Source organism: Pedobacter chitinilyticus (genome assembly GCF_003313385.1).
GTDB classification, from domain to species: domain Bacteria; phylum Bacteroidota; class Bacteroidia; order Sphingobacteriales; family Sphingobacteriaceae; genus Pedobacter; species Pedobacter chitinilyticus.
Window position 1 is genome coordinate 680,558 of record NZ_QMHN01000001.1, and the last position, 15,999, is coordinate 696,556.

The following is a 15,999-nucleotide window of genomic DNA, read 5'->3' on the forward strand; positions in this document are numbered from 1 at the left end:
TTAAAATCTTAGGTATTTAAAATCTTACTCCAAAAGTTAAGAACACATTGTTTTTGTTGTTTTTTGCTTGTGCAACGGGTTCATTAAAATCTTGTAATAAATAAGGGCTGAAAGTTGAATTGGTTTCTACACGTTGGTAAGCAAGATCGATAGAGTAGTTTTTGTTTCTGTAGCCAATACCTCCAGAATAGAATTTGCTTTGGAATTGATTTTTACTGTCGTCTTTATAAGCTGTTCCATTAATGCCGTATCCACCTCTTAAACTTACCAAATCAGTTACTTTAACTTCGGCACCTACACGATAGTTTACTGCACTTTTATAAAGTGCTTTAACGTCGTTATTGGCATTGTTGATTTCGCCGATACCTACACCATCTACGCTAGAAAAACGCATGCTCGAATAATCGATGAAGTCTACATCAGCAGAAATTAAAGCCCTGCCACCAATGACATAACTTGCGCCAAGTGAGCCTTTGAATGGTGTGCGTAAATCGTAGCTAAAGTCATAAATTTCTTCGTCTAGGACTGCTTTATCAGAACTGCTACCTGCGCTACGGTCATCAATATTAAACCAAGTAGGGGTTTGTAAGTTCATTCCGATTCTAAATTCGCTTACTGGTCTGAAAATCACACCAATTCTACCATTCACCCCTGAACCTTTAACTTCTTGGTTTTGATAGTAATCAACGGCATAGGTGGTTGAGTTTGCTAAATTGCCACTTTCATAAAGGTGCGAATCATTATTCATGTTAATGCTTACTAAACCTAAGTTAGCTCCAATGTAGATTTGATTGGAGATGTTGATGGCTCCAGCGATACTAAATTCAGAAACCGAACCAGAACGCAATACGTTTACTTGTTGCGTATTGCCTAAAGTACCTGCATTTTCTTCATAAAACATGTTGTAAACCGAACTGGTATTGTTGGTTCCAGAGAAATTAGATTCTAAACCATAATCGTTATTACGGTTGTAGCCTAAACCAATAGAAGCGCTGATGACACCAGTTTGAGTATCTTGCCCCTTTGATCTGTAAGTAGGCATGTGGAACACTACCCCAATTTGGTTCAAGTTAACTTGACTTTTATTGGTAGAAGTATTATTGTTCAAGTAATCCGCTTTGATGTTGGTGCCATTAAATTCAGGCGTAAGTACAAATTCTGAACGGGTAAACAAACCTAAACCAGCCGGGTTGCCTCCCAAAGAGCTGATGTCGCCACCTACGCCAATTTGTGCATTTCCCATGCCTTTAAAACGAGCTGAACTGCCATAATTGGTTTGTGAAAATCTTAAGCCATCACCTGCGTAAGTTGGGAAAGTAATAGGTTGTGGCGTAGTTGTTTGTGCGTGCACGTAGTTAGCGGTAGCTGCTGCTACCACTAACAGTGAAAATATCTTTTTCATTTAAATTGCGATAAATAATTTAGAAATAAACCTTAGCCTCTGCCTCCACCACGTGTTGGACGGCCACCACCACTACTGCTGCTGCCACTGCTTCCGCTTCCGCTACTTGCAGGAGGAGGAGTTGGTCTTGAAGGTGGCGTATAACTTTCTCTTTGAGGAGGTGCAGAAGGTCTGCCGCTATCACTTGATCTACTAGGTCTGCCGTAATTACCACCTGAGTTAGAAGTTCTATCAGGTCTAGATACGGTTCCGTTGTTAGCTGGGTTATAGCTTTGTGGTCTAGGTCTATTCATACCATCGCCTATATTTCCTCTATCACTACCTGCATATCTTCCAGAAGACGGTCTTACAGTGCTGCTTCCCATTCTAGATGGTCTCGGTCTGTAGTTTTCGTTTCTAACGATAGTAGAGCCTCCCCAGCCGCCACCCCAGTAGCCGCCTCCGCCCCAATAACCACCACCCCAGTAGCCTCCGCCCCAGCCACCAAACCAAGGGTTGTGGTAGGAGTAAGGACCCCAAGTGTTCCAGTAATATGGACTACCGTAATATCCCCAATAAGTGTAAGGATTATTCCAACGGTTAAAGCCCCATCCGTAGTTAAAGCCTAATGAGAAATCGTAAGGGTTGTACCACGAATTGTAACCGTAAAAGTTGTAGTAATCATCAAAATAAATTCTGTTTGGGCTACCATAGTAAAAACGGTCAATCCTCGACGCGTAATCCATGTCGTAACTTTGATCACTTGGTCGGTAATTAGGATCAGTTCGTGAAGTATCTATTTGAGCCGTTTGTACTGGCGGGGAGTATTTGTAAACCCGAGCCTGCGCAGTCGTATTATACACATCATCGGCACTGTTGTTTTGTGCCATCTTTTGTGTAGAGCAAGACGCAACTAACAAGGCAGTTGCGGCAAGTGTACTGGTGAAAAAATGATTGACTCTCATTGTATTTAGTTTTATTTGTGTGCTAAATTAAATTGTGACTATAAATTTATAGCTTTGTAGCCATCAATACAAGATATTTAACACAAAAAACGTTCCAAATAAGTTATGAGCAAAGGTATTACGAGTAAAAGTGAAGATTATTCCCAGTGGTATAACGAAATTGTTATAAAAGCTGACTTGGCAGAACATTCGTCGGTAAAGGGCTGTATGGTAATTAAGCCGTACGGTTACTCTATTTGGGAGAAGATGCAAGCGGTTTTAGACCATAAATTTAAAGAAACAGGTCACTCGAATGCTTACTTCCCCTTGTTCATTCCCAAATCTTATTTTTCTAAGGAAGCTGCCCACGTAGATGGCTTTGCTACAGAGTGTGCCGTTGTGACACATTACCGTTTAAAAAACGATGGTCAAGGTAATATCATTGTGGACGAAGAGGCTAAATTGGAAGAGGAGCTGATTGTTCGTCCAACTTCGGAGACCATTATCTGGAATACCTATAAAGGTTGGATTCAATCTTACCGTGATTTGCCTTTATTGATTAACCAATGGGCTAATGTGGTGCGTTGGGAAATGAGAACCCGTTTGTTTTTACGTACTACCGAGTTTTTATGGCAAGAAGGACACACTGCACATGCTACTTCTGAGGAAGCTATTGAAGAGACCGAAAAAATGTTGGATGTATATGCCGATTTTGCTGAAAATTGGATGGCTGTACCAGTAGTAAAGGGTAGAAAAACAGAGACCGAGCGTTTTGCGGGTGCTTTGGATACTTATTGTATCGAGGCTTTAATGCAAGATGGTAAGGCTTTGCAGGCTGGAACTTCGCACTTCTTGGGTCAAAACTTTGCAAAGGCATTTGATGTTAAATTCACTAACAAAGAAGGTAAACAGGATTATGTTTGGGCCAGTTCATGGGGTGTTTCAACGCGTTTAATGGGGGCCTTAATTATGGCGCATAGCGATGATAGTGGTTTGGTACTGCCTCCGAAATTAGCTCCTATTCAAGTGGTAATTGTACCTATCCATAAGGGCGACGAGGAACTTCAAAAAATATCAACATTTGTAGACGAATTGCTTCCAAGGTTAAAAGGTTATGGAATTTCTGTAAAATATGATGACAGAGATAGTCAGCGCCCTGGATTTAAGTTTGCTGAATATGAATTGAAAGGTGTGCCTATTCGTTTGGCGATTGGTGCTAGGGATATGGAAAATGGTACTGTGGAGCTTGCTCGTAGGGATACCAAGGAAAAATTCACCGTACCGCAAGAGGGTTTGGCAGAGTATGTTTTCCAAATGTTGGCGCAAATCCAAGAGAACATCTTCAATAGAGCATTGAAATTTAGAGATGAGCATATCACTGAAGCCAATTCATACGAAGAGTTTAAAGCGCTGTTGGAAACCAAAACAGGTTTTATTGCGGCGCATTGGGACGGTACAGCTGAAACGGAGAAGCGTATTAAAGAAGAAACTAAAGCTACTATCAGGTGTATTCCTTTAGATAATAAGTTGGAAGATGGGGTTTGTATCTTAACAGGCAAGCCATCTAAGCAACGCGTATTGTTTGCGAAAGCTTATTAGGCTATAAGTGATAAGTTTTAAGTTTGGTTGTTTAGGTTTTCAAACATCTATACAACCAAACGCTAAAAAAAAAATCCGTCATGGAAACGACCAATTACCAACTGATCCTCGAGAAATTAGAAAGCAAGGCTTCTTTAAAGCAAGCCATTTACAGAAACACCGTTGATGTTTTTGCCATTGCCAAGAAGTCACTTTCAAAATTAGCGTCTAGATTATATCAAGATTATACTGTAAAAGATCCTTCGGTAGAGGTGACTTATAAGGATGCTCATCAGTTTGAAGCGGAACTTAAGTTTTCTGGGGATATGTTGTTGTTGTCCATGCATAGTAACATCTTCAATTTTGAGGAGGGGCATCGCATTTATTCGACTAGCTATGTGAAAGCTAATCCGAGCTTGAGTTATTGCGGAGTTATTTACATCCATAACTTTTTGGCCGATTCGATTAAGTATAATCGGTTAGCTGATGAGGGTACTTTGATTGCCAGGATTCTGATCAATAAAGAGAAGCGTTTCATTGTGGAAGGTGAGGGGCAATTGGGGTTTTTATATGAGGCTTTTAGCGAAACTGAAATTAATGAAGAGGTGTTGACGCATATCTTGGAGTTAGCGGTGCTAGATTGTATAGAAACTGATTTGCAATTACCACCTTATGCTACGGTTAAGGATATTACGCTGCACCAAAAGCAAACAACTTTAGCGGCAAGTGGTTATCCAACAGGAAAGCGTTTGGGCTATATGTTTAAATCTGAAGTGCAACAAAATAATAGTTTATAATAATTTAACCACATAGACACATAGCACAGCAATTTATAGGCTATTTGTCAGAGGTGCAACAGAATAATAGTTTTATCATTAAACTAACCACATAGGCATATAGGATAATGTTACTCTGCAGGAGGAGCAAACAATAGGTTGTTTAAATCTGAAGTGCAACAGAATAATAGTTTTATCATTAAATTGAACCACATAGACACATAGGTAGAACTAAGTGATGTGTTATGTAGTTATAAAAAAAATATCGAAATGAAATTTGCAACTAAAGCGATACATGCTGGTCAGCATCCTGATCCAACTACTGGTGCGGTAATGACCCCGATTTATCAAACTTCAACTTATTGGCAGGCATCACCTGGGGAGCACAAGGGATACGAGTACTCCAGAGGTACTAACCCCACCCGTAAGGCGCTTGAAGATTGTTTGGCAGCATTGGAAAATTGTCAATTTGGTTTGGCTTTTAGTAGTGGAATGGGTGCTACGGATACTTTGTTAAGGTTGTTGAAACCTGGCGATGAGGTGATTACTGGTGACGATTTGTACGGTGGTTCTTATCGTATTTTTACCAAGGTTTATCAAAACTACGGTATCAAGTTTCATTTCTTGGATTTATCGAATCCAGAAAATATTACGCCTTATATTAATGACAAAACTAAATTGGTTTGGATAGAAACGCCTACCAATCCAACGATGCGTATTATTGATATTGAAGGGGTGGCCAAAATTACTAAGGCTCATAACATCCTTTTAGCGGTTGATAATACTTTTGCTTCGCCTTATTTGCAAAACCCTATTGACTTGGGTGCTGATGTGGTGATGCATTCGGTAACGAAATATATTGGAGGCCACTCTGATGTGGTTATGGGTGCTTTATTGACCAACAATGAGCAGTTGTACAAAGATTTGTTCTTCATTTACAATGCTTGTGGCGCTACGCCAGGACCTCAAGATGCTTTCTTAGTGTTAAGAGGGATTAAAACTTTGCACTTGCGTATGAAAGCGCATTGTGAAAACGGAGAAAAGGTCGCTCATTTCTTGAAAAACCATCCTAAAATTGATAAAATTTACTGGCCAGGTTTTGAAGAACATCCTAATCACGACATTGCCAAAAAACAAATGCGTGGTTTTGGAGGTATGGTTTCGGTTACTTTAAAGGATGCTGATTTGCAAGAAACTTTCCGTATTGCTTCACGTTTTAAAGTGTTTTCGTTAGCGGAATCTTTGGGTGGTGTAGAAAGTTTAGTGAATCATCCAGTAAGTATGACGCATGGTTCCATTCCAAAAGAAGCGCGTGAAAAGGTAGGGGTAACCGATAATTTATTGCGTTTCAGCATTGGTGTTGAAGATATTGATGATTTATTGGCGGATTTGGAACAGGCACTTGCTTAAGGTTTAATCGTTTAACGGTATAATTGGTTAATCGATGTCGGATCAGTTAACCAACTCAACAAATCTACAATTAACCAAAGTATGCAAATTGCAGATATTAAAGATTTTCTTAATGCTAAAGTAGCGCAATACAATCGACCAAATTTCATTGAGAATGACCCGATTAGTGTTCCGCATCAATACACGTTAAAACAAGACATTGAAATTGCCGCTTTTTTCGCGGCAATTTTAGCTTGGGGCCAACGAAAAACCATTATCAATAAATGCAACGAATTGTTGGCTCGAATGGATCATCAGCCTTATCAGTTCATGCTTCATCATTCTGACGAGGATTTGAAAGGTTTGCTTGGTTTTAAGCATCGTACTTTTAACGATACCGATTTACTTTACTTTGTGGCGTTCTTTCAACAGCATTATCAGCAATCGAACTCTTTAGAAACCGCTTTTATTCCAAAGTCTTTAATTTATAGGACAGATTATTTGAGTGTTGAAGAAATCGATTCAGGGTACGAATTGACTTCTTCTACCTGTTATACTTCCGATTTGGTCATTGCCGATTTTACCATAGAAAAAGCTTTAAACCATTTCCGTTCTTATTTTTTTAGTCTGCCAGATTTTCCGCGAAGAACGATTAAACATATTTCTTCGCCCTTGCAAAAATCAACTTGTAAGCGCTTGAATATGTTTCTTCGTTGGATGGTAAGAAAAGACGATTGTGGGGTTGATTTTGGCATTTGGAACACCTTACGTTCCGCAGATTTGATATGTCCGTGTGATGTACATGTAGAACGTGTGGCTAGGCATTTAGGGTTAATTGAACGTAAGCAAACAGATTGGCTAACGGCGGTTGAGCTCACCCAAAAATTAAAAGCATTTGATGAACAAGATCCAGTAAAGTATGATTTTGCTTTGTTTGGATTAGGGGTTGAGGGACATTTATAATAAATTTACAACTGGTAAACTAATCCTTCAATTATGGCTACACCGCTTTCTTCATGGCAAATGACCTACCCAGAAAAATTTATTGCTGCAGCAAGTAATATTCCGACGGTTGTACATGATGATAAAAGGCAGGTTTTAGTGGCCGATAGCTCCCAACTTAAAACTACTTTTCAGTATGAAAAAATAGAGGAGGGATGTTATTTGTTTGTGGTAGACATGACCGCTCAGGAGGCTACCGAAATAGCGCTGTTTGGTGATAGGAGCATTGAATATTACTGCTTATCCTACCAGCTCATCAGAGGTGGGGTGAATAAAGTACCTGCAAAAGATAATGATCCGCTACAGGCAAAAACCATGTCACTACCGCGTATTTGCAGTTTTTACAATAATGAGTTTGATTATAAAACTTTATTTGAGAAAGAGGCTGGCGTTAGGGCTTTTATATTTTGCTTTACCAAAGATTGGCTGTCCAAGGGCATTGATTTTTCGGGCGTAGATCCAGAAGCGACCTTTTTAAAGGTGATTGATAAGAAGATGGAGGGTTTGGCCTATTTCAGTGATAGTTTTTATAAAGATACTTTCGATGAATTGGATCGATTGCTAACACAAGCACAGCGTTCGCCTGTTTATCCGTTGGTTGTTCGTAAGTTATCCCTTACGCTTATTGCCGATTTTTTTAGTATCGTAGCTGATCCAAATTCGGTACTGAATAGTCCTCCAATCAACCATGAATTTGATGGTATTGAAAAAATAAAGTTGCATATAAACCGAAATTTTAAAAATGGATTCCCAGGGCTGGCGGCTTTAGCCTATATCGGAAATATGAGTGTCGCATCGATGCGTAGGCATTTTACAAGACAAATGGGCCATTCTGCTTTTGATTATTTTAGAGATGTGCAGATGCGTTATGCTTTTGAGCAATTGCAGAAAGGTATTCAAGTAAAACATATTGCCAATGAATTGAACTTTAAGAGCTCTGCTAATTTTGGTAGGGCATTTAAAAAGGCTTATAAAATACTGCCAGGTGAGGTGAAGAGCCTGAAGAACTAAGTGAATTTGCGCATATATGAGTGCTTTTTGAGCATATTAACTATCATTAACCCGATAGTTTTGCTGAAAAAACTTGTGTATGAAGCATTTCTACAATCTCAAATTTATCTTCCTCTTTTTAACTATTCTTTTTTGTTTGAATACTGTTCACTCTAAAAGTAAGCCGTCTATTTTAGGAGATAGACCTTTCAATGCCATTAAAAGAATTGGTCCCAATCAGGACGGTATTTTATTTGTCAATAAAAATACCACTAATACAGACTTGTCTGGTGAAAGTTGGACTACGGCTATCAAAGAGTTATATATCGCCATTGATCAAGCGAATTTTGATCAAAATATTAAGCAAATATGGGTAGCTGAAGGTACCTATTTCCCGTCTAACACGGGAAACAAGTTTTCTTTTTTTAAACTTCCTTCTGGGGTTAAACTCATTGGTGGGTTTGCGGGGACCGAGACTTCGGTTGATGACAGGAACTTAACGCTTCATCAAACTATTTTGTCAGGAGATTTGGCCCAAAATGATCAGCAGAACTACTCTGAAAATTATGATAATAGCTTGCATATTCTCTATTTAAAGGATGTGGATCATCAAACACTGGTAGATGGGTTTACTTTTGTGTCTGGTTGTTCAAATGGTCTTGGATTTTCTGGTGAAATGGATGACAAAAAAGGACCTGCCATTTATAATGAGAACAGCTTTGCAGAAATCAGAAATTGTATCTTCACTAAAAACTTTGCATCATATGACGGTGCGGGGATTTATAATACCACTGGTAGCCATGTAAAAATTACTAACTGCTTGTTCTACGAAAATAAGGCGAATTATGGCGGTGCTATTTTAAACACTGCTAATAGCTCGTCAGATATCCTTCATTGTACCTTTGTTAATAATGTAGCGGCTGATGCCGGACGTGGTGCGGCGATCTATAACCAAAATTCGCCTGCTGGATTTTTACGAAACAGTATTGTTTGGAACAATACGCCGAATGGACAAATCGTCAATGAGAATAGTTCAGGCTTTGTTATAAGAGATAATATTATTTCTGGAGGATTTAATGATGATGATGAGGTAAACAAGATTTATAACTTAAATCCAGTATTTATTTCAGAAGCCGCACAAGATTTCCGTCTTGCAAATGGAAGTCCAGCTATGGGCAAAGGTGATGTGGCTATGCTTCCTGTTTCATTAAAAAAGGATTTGGCTAGTAATATTCGGATTTTAGGCCAGGCTCCTGATTTGGGCGCTTATGAGTTTGAGGGTGTCAAGCCAACTTTTCAAAGTTATCCTATGGTTCGTAAAACATACGGTGATGCTAGTTTTCAGCTGTCTGATCCGGTCAGTAATAGCGGTGGCACTTTTATTTTTAAAAAGTTATTTGAGGATGATGTTATTGAATTATCTGGAAATAGTGTAACGATCTTAAAACCTGGCTTTACGCTCATCAATGCTGTACAGTCCTCGACAGAAGTGTTTAAAGCCGATAGTACAGTGTTTCCAGTAAATGTGGCAAAGTTAACGGCTAATTTAGTGCTTAAAATAGATGGAACGGCTTATCAAGCGAGTGATGTTGTGACTGCCAAATATGGAGAAAGAAGGCTTTTTACTTTGGAAACTAATTCTGACATCAGTTTTCAAGATATTGAATTTGATTTATTAGATGATTATCAGGATCCGTATATTGATTTTTCAGAAATTCCTTGGATTAAGGCTGTTAAAGTGGGTAGTACTGCATTAGAAGTTCGTATTCCAGAAACAGAGTATTATCTGCCTGTTTCGCAACGTCTTCAACTGCAAATTTCAAAGGCTAGCCCAAGTCTTAATTTTGCTGCTATTCCAGTGTTAAAAGTTGGTGAGGCCGACTATGCCCTACAGGCTACCTCATCGGCAGGTTTGCCTATTTCTTTTAGCAGTAGCGATGATCAGGTTGCTAGCGTTTATCAAGATGTGGATGGCCAATGGAAGCTAAAAGCTACGGCTATTGGTTGGGTCACGATAACTGCCCATCAAAATGGGAACGCGAATTATGAAGCGGTTGTAAGCACGCGGCAGGTGCAAATTATTGAGAATCCTTTGCCAGTAAGTTTAATTAGCTTCAATGTAAAAGCTATCGCAAAGGGTGCATTATTGGAATGGAATACAGCCACAGAGCGTAAAAATGCTGGCTATCATATTTATCGTTCTACTGATGGCAGGTCTTTCGTTAAAATTGCGGAGGTTAAAGGGGCTGGTAATAGCGATCAGGTGAATGCCTACCAATACGTAGATCACAAGCCTTTGAATGGCGTTAATTATTATCAGCTTTATCAAATGGATGATCAAGGAGATCAGCATGACCTGGGCATTAGAGATTTAAACTTCTCGGTCAATGAAATGCGTATTTTTGCTTATCCAAATCCAACGCAAGATATTGTTGCACTCAGTTTCCCAGCTCAAATTTATCAGCGATTAGTACTGGCGGATTTTAACGGTAAAATATTGCAGAGGCTATTGATTAAATCTAATGCAACCTCAATTGCCATAGATTTAAGTGTTTATCCTAATGGTATTTACTTTGTTAAATTGGAAGGGAGTGAAATAGCTGCCCAAAAAATTATCAAGAGATAAAAATTTTAATTCATCTTAAGTGCTCTTGATTTAAGCCTGCCGTATGTGGTAGGCTTTTTTTGTGGATTGTTCTTTGTATGAGTTTTGATTATTAATCTTTTTAGTCCGCTAATTAGTGGGAGAAAATAAGTCCTTCAATTGTTATGCATGCATAATATAGTACTCTCTTAGTACACTATCCCTACTTAAGCCCTACTCTAAACCTACTTGAAACATGTAGAAACCGGCATGCTTCGGCGCGTATTTTGTGGCTTTTAAGGTTCTTTTGTGCTTATTTACGAAGCTTTCGACACGCTTAGTCGACTTATTTTGGAACTAGTTCTTATCTTTAAATATGGTAAATTTTAATGCCGAAATAGAAAGGTTTGAGAAAAACGGTGAAAAAACGGGTTGGAGCTATGTTTTTGTTCCCGAAGAAATTGCGCATCAGATTAAACCTAATGACCGAAGAGGAATGCGGGTTCGTGGTCATATAGACCAAGTGGCTATTGATGGTAAAAGTTTAATCCCAATGGGTGGCGGCGATTTTATTTTAGCGCTTGATGCAAAGCTGCGTAAACAGTTGCGAAAGGAGGAGGGGAATATGGTTAGCCTTTCCTTGGAACACGATGTAGATTTCAAAATAGAGATGCCTGAAGATTTGGAAGTTTGCCTTGCTCAAGAAGATGGTTTACTTGAGCATTTTCTTTCGTATACCAAGGCACATCAAAATTATTTTATTAACTGGTTAAATACGGCAAAAACAGAAGTGACCAGAACTAAACGCTTGGTTATGATTGTAGATGCTATGGCTAAAAAGCAGGATTTTGGGTTGATGTTGAGGAGTAATAAGCGGGAGAAGTAATTTGATGATTTGATGATTGGATAATTAGCTAATTTGATGATGCCCAAATAGCTAATGAAAGTTATGGTTAGCTGATGCTGAAATAAATTCAGCATGACGGGTGAGGGCAACTACCTATTATAATTTCTGAACCAGCTATTTACCTTCATTTGGATTACGCCTAAAAAGGCTTCGCGGAAAATACGGGTACTCATTTTGGAGGTTCCTTCGGTTCTGTCTGTGAAGATAATGGGAACTTCTACTACATTGAAACCGTATTTGATCGCTGTGAATTTCATCTCAATTTGAAAGGCATAACCTACAAACTTGATTTTCTCCATCGGAATGGTTTCTAATACTTTTCTTCGGTAGCACTTAAAACCTGCGGTGGCATCTTGTATGTTAATGCCCGTAATGATACGTACGTACATCGAGGCAAAATAAGACATCAATACTCTTCCCATTGGCCAGTTCACTACATTTACGCCTTTCACATATCTGGAGCCAATTGCTAAATCGGCACCATTTACACAAGCTTCACGTAGTTTCACTAAGTCATCGGGGTTGTGAGAGAAATCGGCATCCATTTCGAAAATATATTCGTATTTCCTTTCTAAAGCCCATTTAAATCCGTGGATGTAAGCGGTACCTAATCCAAGTTTTCCTTTGCGTTCTTCGATATGGAGCATCGGAAATTCCTCTTGCAAGTCCTTTACTATTTGCGCGGTACCATCAGGAGAACCGTCGTCAATGATCAGGATTTCGAAATGATAAGGCAAAGAGAAAACCTTGCGAATGATCTTTTCGATGTTCTCTTTTTCGTTGTAAGTGGGGATTATGACTAGGCTGTCGGACAATTAATTTTAGATTTTAGATGGACGGTTTACGGTTTGCAATTTTTTGTTCTGCGAAAGTAATGAATTTACAGCGATGTTTATGCTGAGTTGTTTCGTTAAATTGTGTTAAACTATCTAATGTTGCCCATCCATTTTTTCAATATTGGAACCAGTAAGAAGATAAACAAACCGATGCCTGCTGAGTAGATGGAAATTTGAAGTAATACGTTGGCATAATAAGGTAAAGAAAGCACCGGGTTATTTGCTTCAATCACGTGTTTAGGAATGGCCATTAAGGCTCCAATTTTACCTGCTAAAAATTCGCCAATGGCGGTGAAAAAGAAGAAAATTCCCATCATTAAGCCTACAATGTTGACTGGAGAAAGCTTGGTAATCATGGATAAACCTACTGGAGAAATACACATTTCACCACAGATGATAAAGAAATATCCACCCACAAAGGCAAGTAACGGAATTAATCCATTGCCTAAGCTGGCTTGACAGGCTAGATAGAAGGTGAAAAAGCCTAGTGCTACAAAGATGAAAGAAAGTGCAAATTTAGCTGGGGTAGAGGGTTCTAATCCTCGTTTGTTTAACCAAGGCCATAAGGCGGCAAAAATTAAACTCATGATGATTACCCATGCTGGTGGTAGAAAATTGTTTACGGAAAGTGCGGGTAGTTCCATCCCAAAAACATGCATGTCTACATTCCGCATGGCAAATAGGTTTAATGAGCCTGCATTTTGCTCGTAAAAAGCCCAAAATAAAGTAGAAACCACGACTAAGGTTAAAGCAGAAAGTAACTTAAATTTAGCCTCTTTCTCTAGTTTTGAGGATAGGTAAAGGATATAAGTGACTGATATTACCGCAAGAACCAACATGATACTGTCGAGTGCTTCATAGTAGTTAAAAAGCGTCACAATTAAGGGTAAAGCAAGTAAAGTAAGCAGGTAAATGGCATGCTCTACTTTGATAATTCCTGCTATTTTTTTGTTTAAATCGTTGGTGATGGGTAACCCTTTTTCTTTAAGAGATGCTTTTCCTAAGATAAAAATGATTAAGCCCAGTACCATAAAAATACCCGCCAAGCCAAAACCAAAATGCCAGTTTATTTTTTGCCCTACATAGCCACAAAGTAAACCACCTAATGCGGCGCCAATGTTAATGCCCATGTAGAACAAAGAGAATGCACTGTCTTTTTTTGGGTCGTTATTATCGTACAAAGTACCTACCAAGCTTGACACGTTAGGTTTAAAGAAACCATTTCCGCAAATAATGAAAGCCATGCCATAAAAGAAGCTCCAATCTTGCGGAATAGCGAGTACAATGTGTCCAATGGCCATCATTACGCCGCCAAAAATAATGGCTCTGCGATAGCCTAAAAATTTGTCGGCAAGCATCCCGCCAAACATTGGCATGGTGTAAACCAAAGCTGAGTAAGCCCCTAAAATAGCATAACCTTTTGGCTCATCAAATTTCAATTGGGTCACCATGTAAGCTAAAAGCAGGGCTTTCATACCATAGAACGAGAAACGCTCCCACATTTCGGTGAAGAATAGGAGATAGAGCTGTTTAGGGTGTTTTGCTTGGTTCATTAGTTATTTGGTTGTTTGGTTTTTTGGAATTTAGCAATATGTACTTAGTACTTTTGAATTTTGACTTTAAACTTTTGACTTTCTATTTTAAGGTGCTAGACGTTCGATTTTCCAGCTTCCGTTATTGAAAGTGTATTTAATTCTGTCGTGTAGGCGATTTGACCGTCCTTGCCAAAACTCAATTGCGGTAGGTTTTACAATGTAACCGCCCCAATGTGCTGGTTTTGGAATTGTTTTTCCTTCGTATTGTTGGGTTAGTTCTTCTACTTTTTGTTCTAGAACATCTCTATTTGGAATTACTTGGCTTTGTGGTGATGCAATTGCGCCAATTTGGCTTCCTTGTGGACGGGAGTTGAAATATTGCTCGGAGGTTTCTTTGTCTAATTTTTCAATTTTGCCTTCAATTCTCACTTGTCGTTCTAGTTCGCCCCAAAAGAAAACTAAACAGGCGTAAGGGTTTTTCTTTATTTCTTTACCTTTTTGGCTAAGGTAATTGGTGTAAAAGCTAAAGCCATCATTATCAAAACCTTTTAATAATACAATTCTGGCATTCGGTCGTGCACTTTTATCTACTGTAGCGAGTGTCATGACGTTAGGCTCAAAAATTTCGGCCTTCACCGCATCTTCAAACCATTTTTCGAACTGTGCTATCGGATTTTTAACTACATCTTGTTCACTTAACTCGGCAGCTTTATAGTCTTGCCTTAAGTTTTGTATCATTTCTTTACTGACCTTCATGGAGCAAAAATAGCTTTTGTTAATGATAAAGTTTTTAATATTTAAGTAGAAATATACCTACTGTGCGCATAATCATATTTGGATACTTGCGAATATTTTTTGTTATTTTACCAATATGTTAAGCTTGTTAGCACCATCGGTAGGAAGATTGTTGATTTCGGAGCCTTTTTTGGCCGATCCAAACTTTAAGCGCTCGGTGGTTTTATTGACGGAATATAATGAGGAGGGCTCTGTAGGTTTTATTTTGAACCAACCGAGTAATTTACTGGTAAAGGATCTGATTCCTGATTTATGGATGGCAGATTTTCAGGTGTTTATTGGTGGGCCAGTGGAGGTGGATACGGTTCATTTCATCCATCGCTGTTTTGATAAAATGGATAGTGGCGAGGAAATTATGCCTGGTTTGTATTGGGGTGGAGATTTTGAGACGCTTAAAATTTTGGTAAATAACAACAGTATACAGGAGGATGAAGTGAAGTTTTTCCTTGGTTATTCGGGTTGGAGCAATTGTCAGTTGGAAGAGGAGATTGCCACTAATACTTGGATTGTTTCAGATCAGTACCATCAGGACACTGTTTTTTCTCATAATGAAGAGGAGTTGTGGAAAGAAGTTATTATTAATTTAGGTCCTAAATATGCTCATGTGAGCAATTTTCCCGCAGATCCTAATTTGAATTAAAAAAGTCGTTAGTTATTAGTCCGAAAGTCCGAAAGTTTACCTTCCAGACTTCCAAGTCTCTTTTCTTTACAATTCACGGAATTAACTACCCAACTTGGGATTAGCCTTCCATTTCAGCGGCAGTTTCTTCTACTTTTTGTCTTAGATCATCTTTGTAGGCCTGCATTTTTTCCGCTAATTCTGGTTTTGCTGTCGATAAGATTTGTACCGCTAATAAACCTGCATTTTTAGCCGCATTTAAAGCTACAGTAGCTACTGGAATACCATTTGGCATTTGTAAAATGGAAAGGATACTGTCCCAGCCATCAATAGAGTTGGATGATTTTACGGGAACGCCAATGACAGGAACTGTAGTAATGGAAGCCACCATGCCAGGCAAATGTGCCGCACCGCCAGCACCAGCAATAATTACTTTAATGCCACGGCTTGCTGCTTCTTTAGCATAGTGAAACATTCTGTCGGGTGTTCTGTGGGCAGAAACTACCGTAATTTCAAAATCAACACCAAAGGCTTTGCAAATATCTGCTGCATCTTGCATCACTGGTAGGTCAGACTTGCTGCCCATGATAATACCAACTTTCATTTTTTTATATTGTTTTTATGAGTATCAAGATTTGAGTATCAAGTAACTGGATTTCCTGG

14 protein-coding genes are annotated in these 15,999 nt (G+C 38.9%); 8 read left to right on the plus strand and 6 right to left on the minus strand.

What is annotated here, in order from left to right:
- Positions 1–16: 16 nt before the first annotated feature.
- Together DUT70_RS02825 and DUT70_RS02830 are read right to left on the minus strand one after the other, a co-directional pair.
- Positions 17–1,402: an OmpP1/FadL family transporter gene (locus tag DUT70_RS02825; RefSeq protein ID WP_113645778.1), complete on the minus strand. Its 1,386-nt coding sequence runs from the start codon at positions 1,400–1,402 to the stop codon at positions 17–19.
- Between the two features lie 32 nt (positions 1,403–1,434).
- Complete coding sequence (locus tag DUT70_RS02830; RefSeq protein ID WP_113645779.1) at positions 1,435–2,346, minus strand: hypothetical protein; 912 nt, start codon at positions 2,344–2,346, stop codon at positions 1,435–1,437.
- Positions 2,347–2,451: 105 nt separating this feature from the next.
- Here DUT70_RS02830 and proS point away from each other — a divergent pair, with 105 nt between their 5' ends.
- The 7 genes from proS to DUT70_RS02870 all read left to right on the plus strand — a co-directional run bounded on the left by proS (position 2,452) and on the right by DUT70_RS02870 (position 11,530).
- Positions 2,452–3,924: a proline--tRNA ligase gene (gene proS, locus DUT70_RS02835; RefSeq protein ID WP_113645780.1), complete on the plus strand. Its 1,473-nt coding sequence runs from the start codon at positions 2,452–2,454 to the stop codon at positions 3,922–3,924.
- Between the two features lie 80 nt (positions 3,925–4,004).
- Positions 4,005–4,700, plus strand: a complete 696-nt coding sequence (locus DUT70_RS02840; protein WP_113645781.1) for a hypothetical protein — start codon at positions 4,005–4,007, stop codon at positions 4,698–4,700.
- Positions 4,701–4,949: 249 nt separating this feature from the next.
- Positions 4,950–6,089, plus strand: a complete 1,140-nt coding sequence (locus DUT70_RS02850; RefSeq protein ID WP_113645783.1) for a cystathionine gamma-synthase — start codon at positions 4,950–4,952, stop codon at positions 6,087–6,089.
- Between the two features lie 81 nt (positions 6,090–6,170).
- Positions 6,171–7,031, plus strand: coding sequence for a TIGR02757 family protein (locus DUT70_RS02855; protein WP_113645784.1), 861 nt, complete (start codon positions 6,171–6,173; stop codon positions 7,029–7,031).
- Between the two features lie 33 nt (positions 7,032–7,064).
- On the plus strand, positions 7,065–8,081 hold the full coding sequence (locus DUT70_RS02860) for a helix-turn-helix domain-containing protein (protein ID WP_113645785.1): 1,017 nt from the start codon (positions 7,065–7,067) through the stop codon (positions 8,079–8,081).
- 79 nt (positions 8,082–8,160) lie between these two features.
- On the plus strand, positions 8,161–10,686 hold the full coding sequence (locus DUT70_RS02865; RefSeq protein WP_113645786.1) for a T9SS type A sorting domain-containing protein: 2,526 nt from the start codon (positions 8,161–8,163) through the stop codon (positions 10,684–10,686).
- Between the two features lie 334 nt (positions 10,687–11,020).
- Positions 11,021–11,530, plus strand: a complete 510-nt coding sequence (locus DUT70_RS02870) for a YdeI/OmpD-associated family protein (RefSeq protein WP_113645787.1) — start codon at positions 11,021–11,023, stop codon at positions 11,528–11,530.
- A 110-nt stretch (positions 11,531–11,640) separates the two neighbouring features.
- Here DUT70_RS02870 and DUT70_RS02875 read toward each other — a convergent pair whose 3' ends face one another.
- The 3 genes from DUT70_RS02875 to pdxH form a co-directional block, all read right to left on the minus strand.
- The gene (locus DUT70_RS02875) at positions 11,641–12,366 is read right to left on the minus strand and encodes a polyprenol monophosphomannose synthase (protein ID WP_113645788.1); all 726 of its coding nucleotides are present in this window, start codon (positions 12,364–12,366) and stop codon (positions 11,641–11,643) included.
- 110 nt (positions 12,367–12,476) lie between these two features.
- On the minus strand, positions 12,477–13,940 hold the full coding sequence (locus DUT70_RS02880; RefSeq protein ID WP_113645789.1) for a peptide MFS transporter: 1,464 nt from the start codon (positions 13,938–13,940) through the stop codon (positions 12,477–12,479).
- An 87-nt stretch (positions 13,941–14,027) separates the two neighbouring features.
- Positions 14,028–14,678: a pyridoxamine 5'-phosphate oxidase gene (gene pdxH / locus DUT70_RS02885; RefSeq protein ID WP_113645790.1), complete on the minus strand. Its 651-nt coding sequence runs from the start codon at positions 14,676–14,678 to the stop codon at positions 14,028–14,030.
- Between the two features lie 115 nt (positions 14,679–14,793).
- Between pdxH and DUT70_RS02890 the strand changes: the two genes are divergently transcribed.
- Positions 14,794–15,357 carry a YqgE/AlgH family protein gene (locus tag DUT70_RS02890; RefSeq protein WP_113645791.1) on the plus strand — a complete coding sequence of 188 codons (564 nt, stop codon included), beginning with the start codon at positions 14,794–14,796 and terminating at the stop codon, positions 15,355–15,357.
- A 100-nt stretch (positions 15,358–15,457) separates the two neighbouring features.
- Here the strand turns inward: DUT70_RS02890 and purE are convergent, their stop codons facing one another.
- Positions 15,458–15,940 carry a 5-(carboxyamino)imidazole ribonucleotide mutase gene (gene purE / locus DUT70_RS02895; RefSeq protein ID WP_113645792.1) on the minus strand — a complete coding sequence of 161 codons (483 nt, stop codon included), beginning with the start codon at positions 15,938–15,940 and terminating at the stop codon, positions 15,458–15,460.
- Positions 15,941–15,999: the final 59 nt, after the last annotated feature.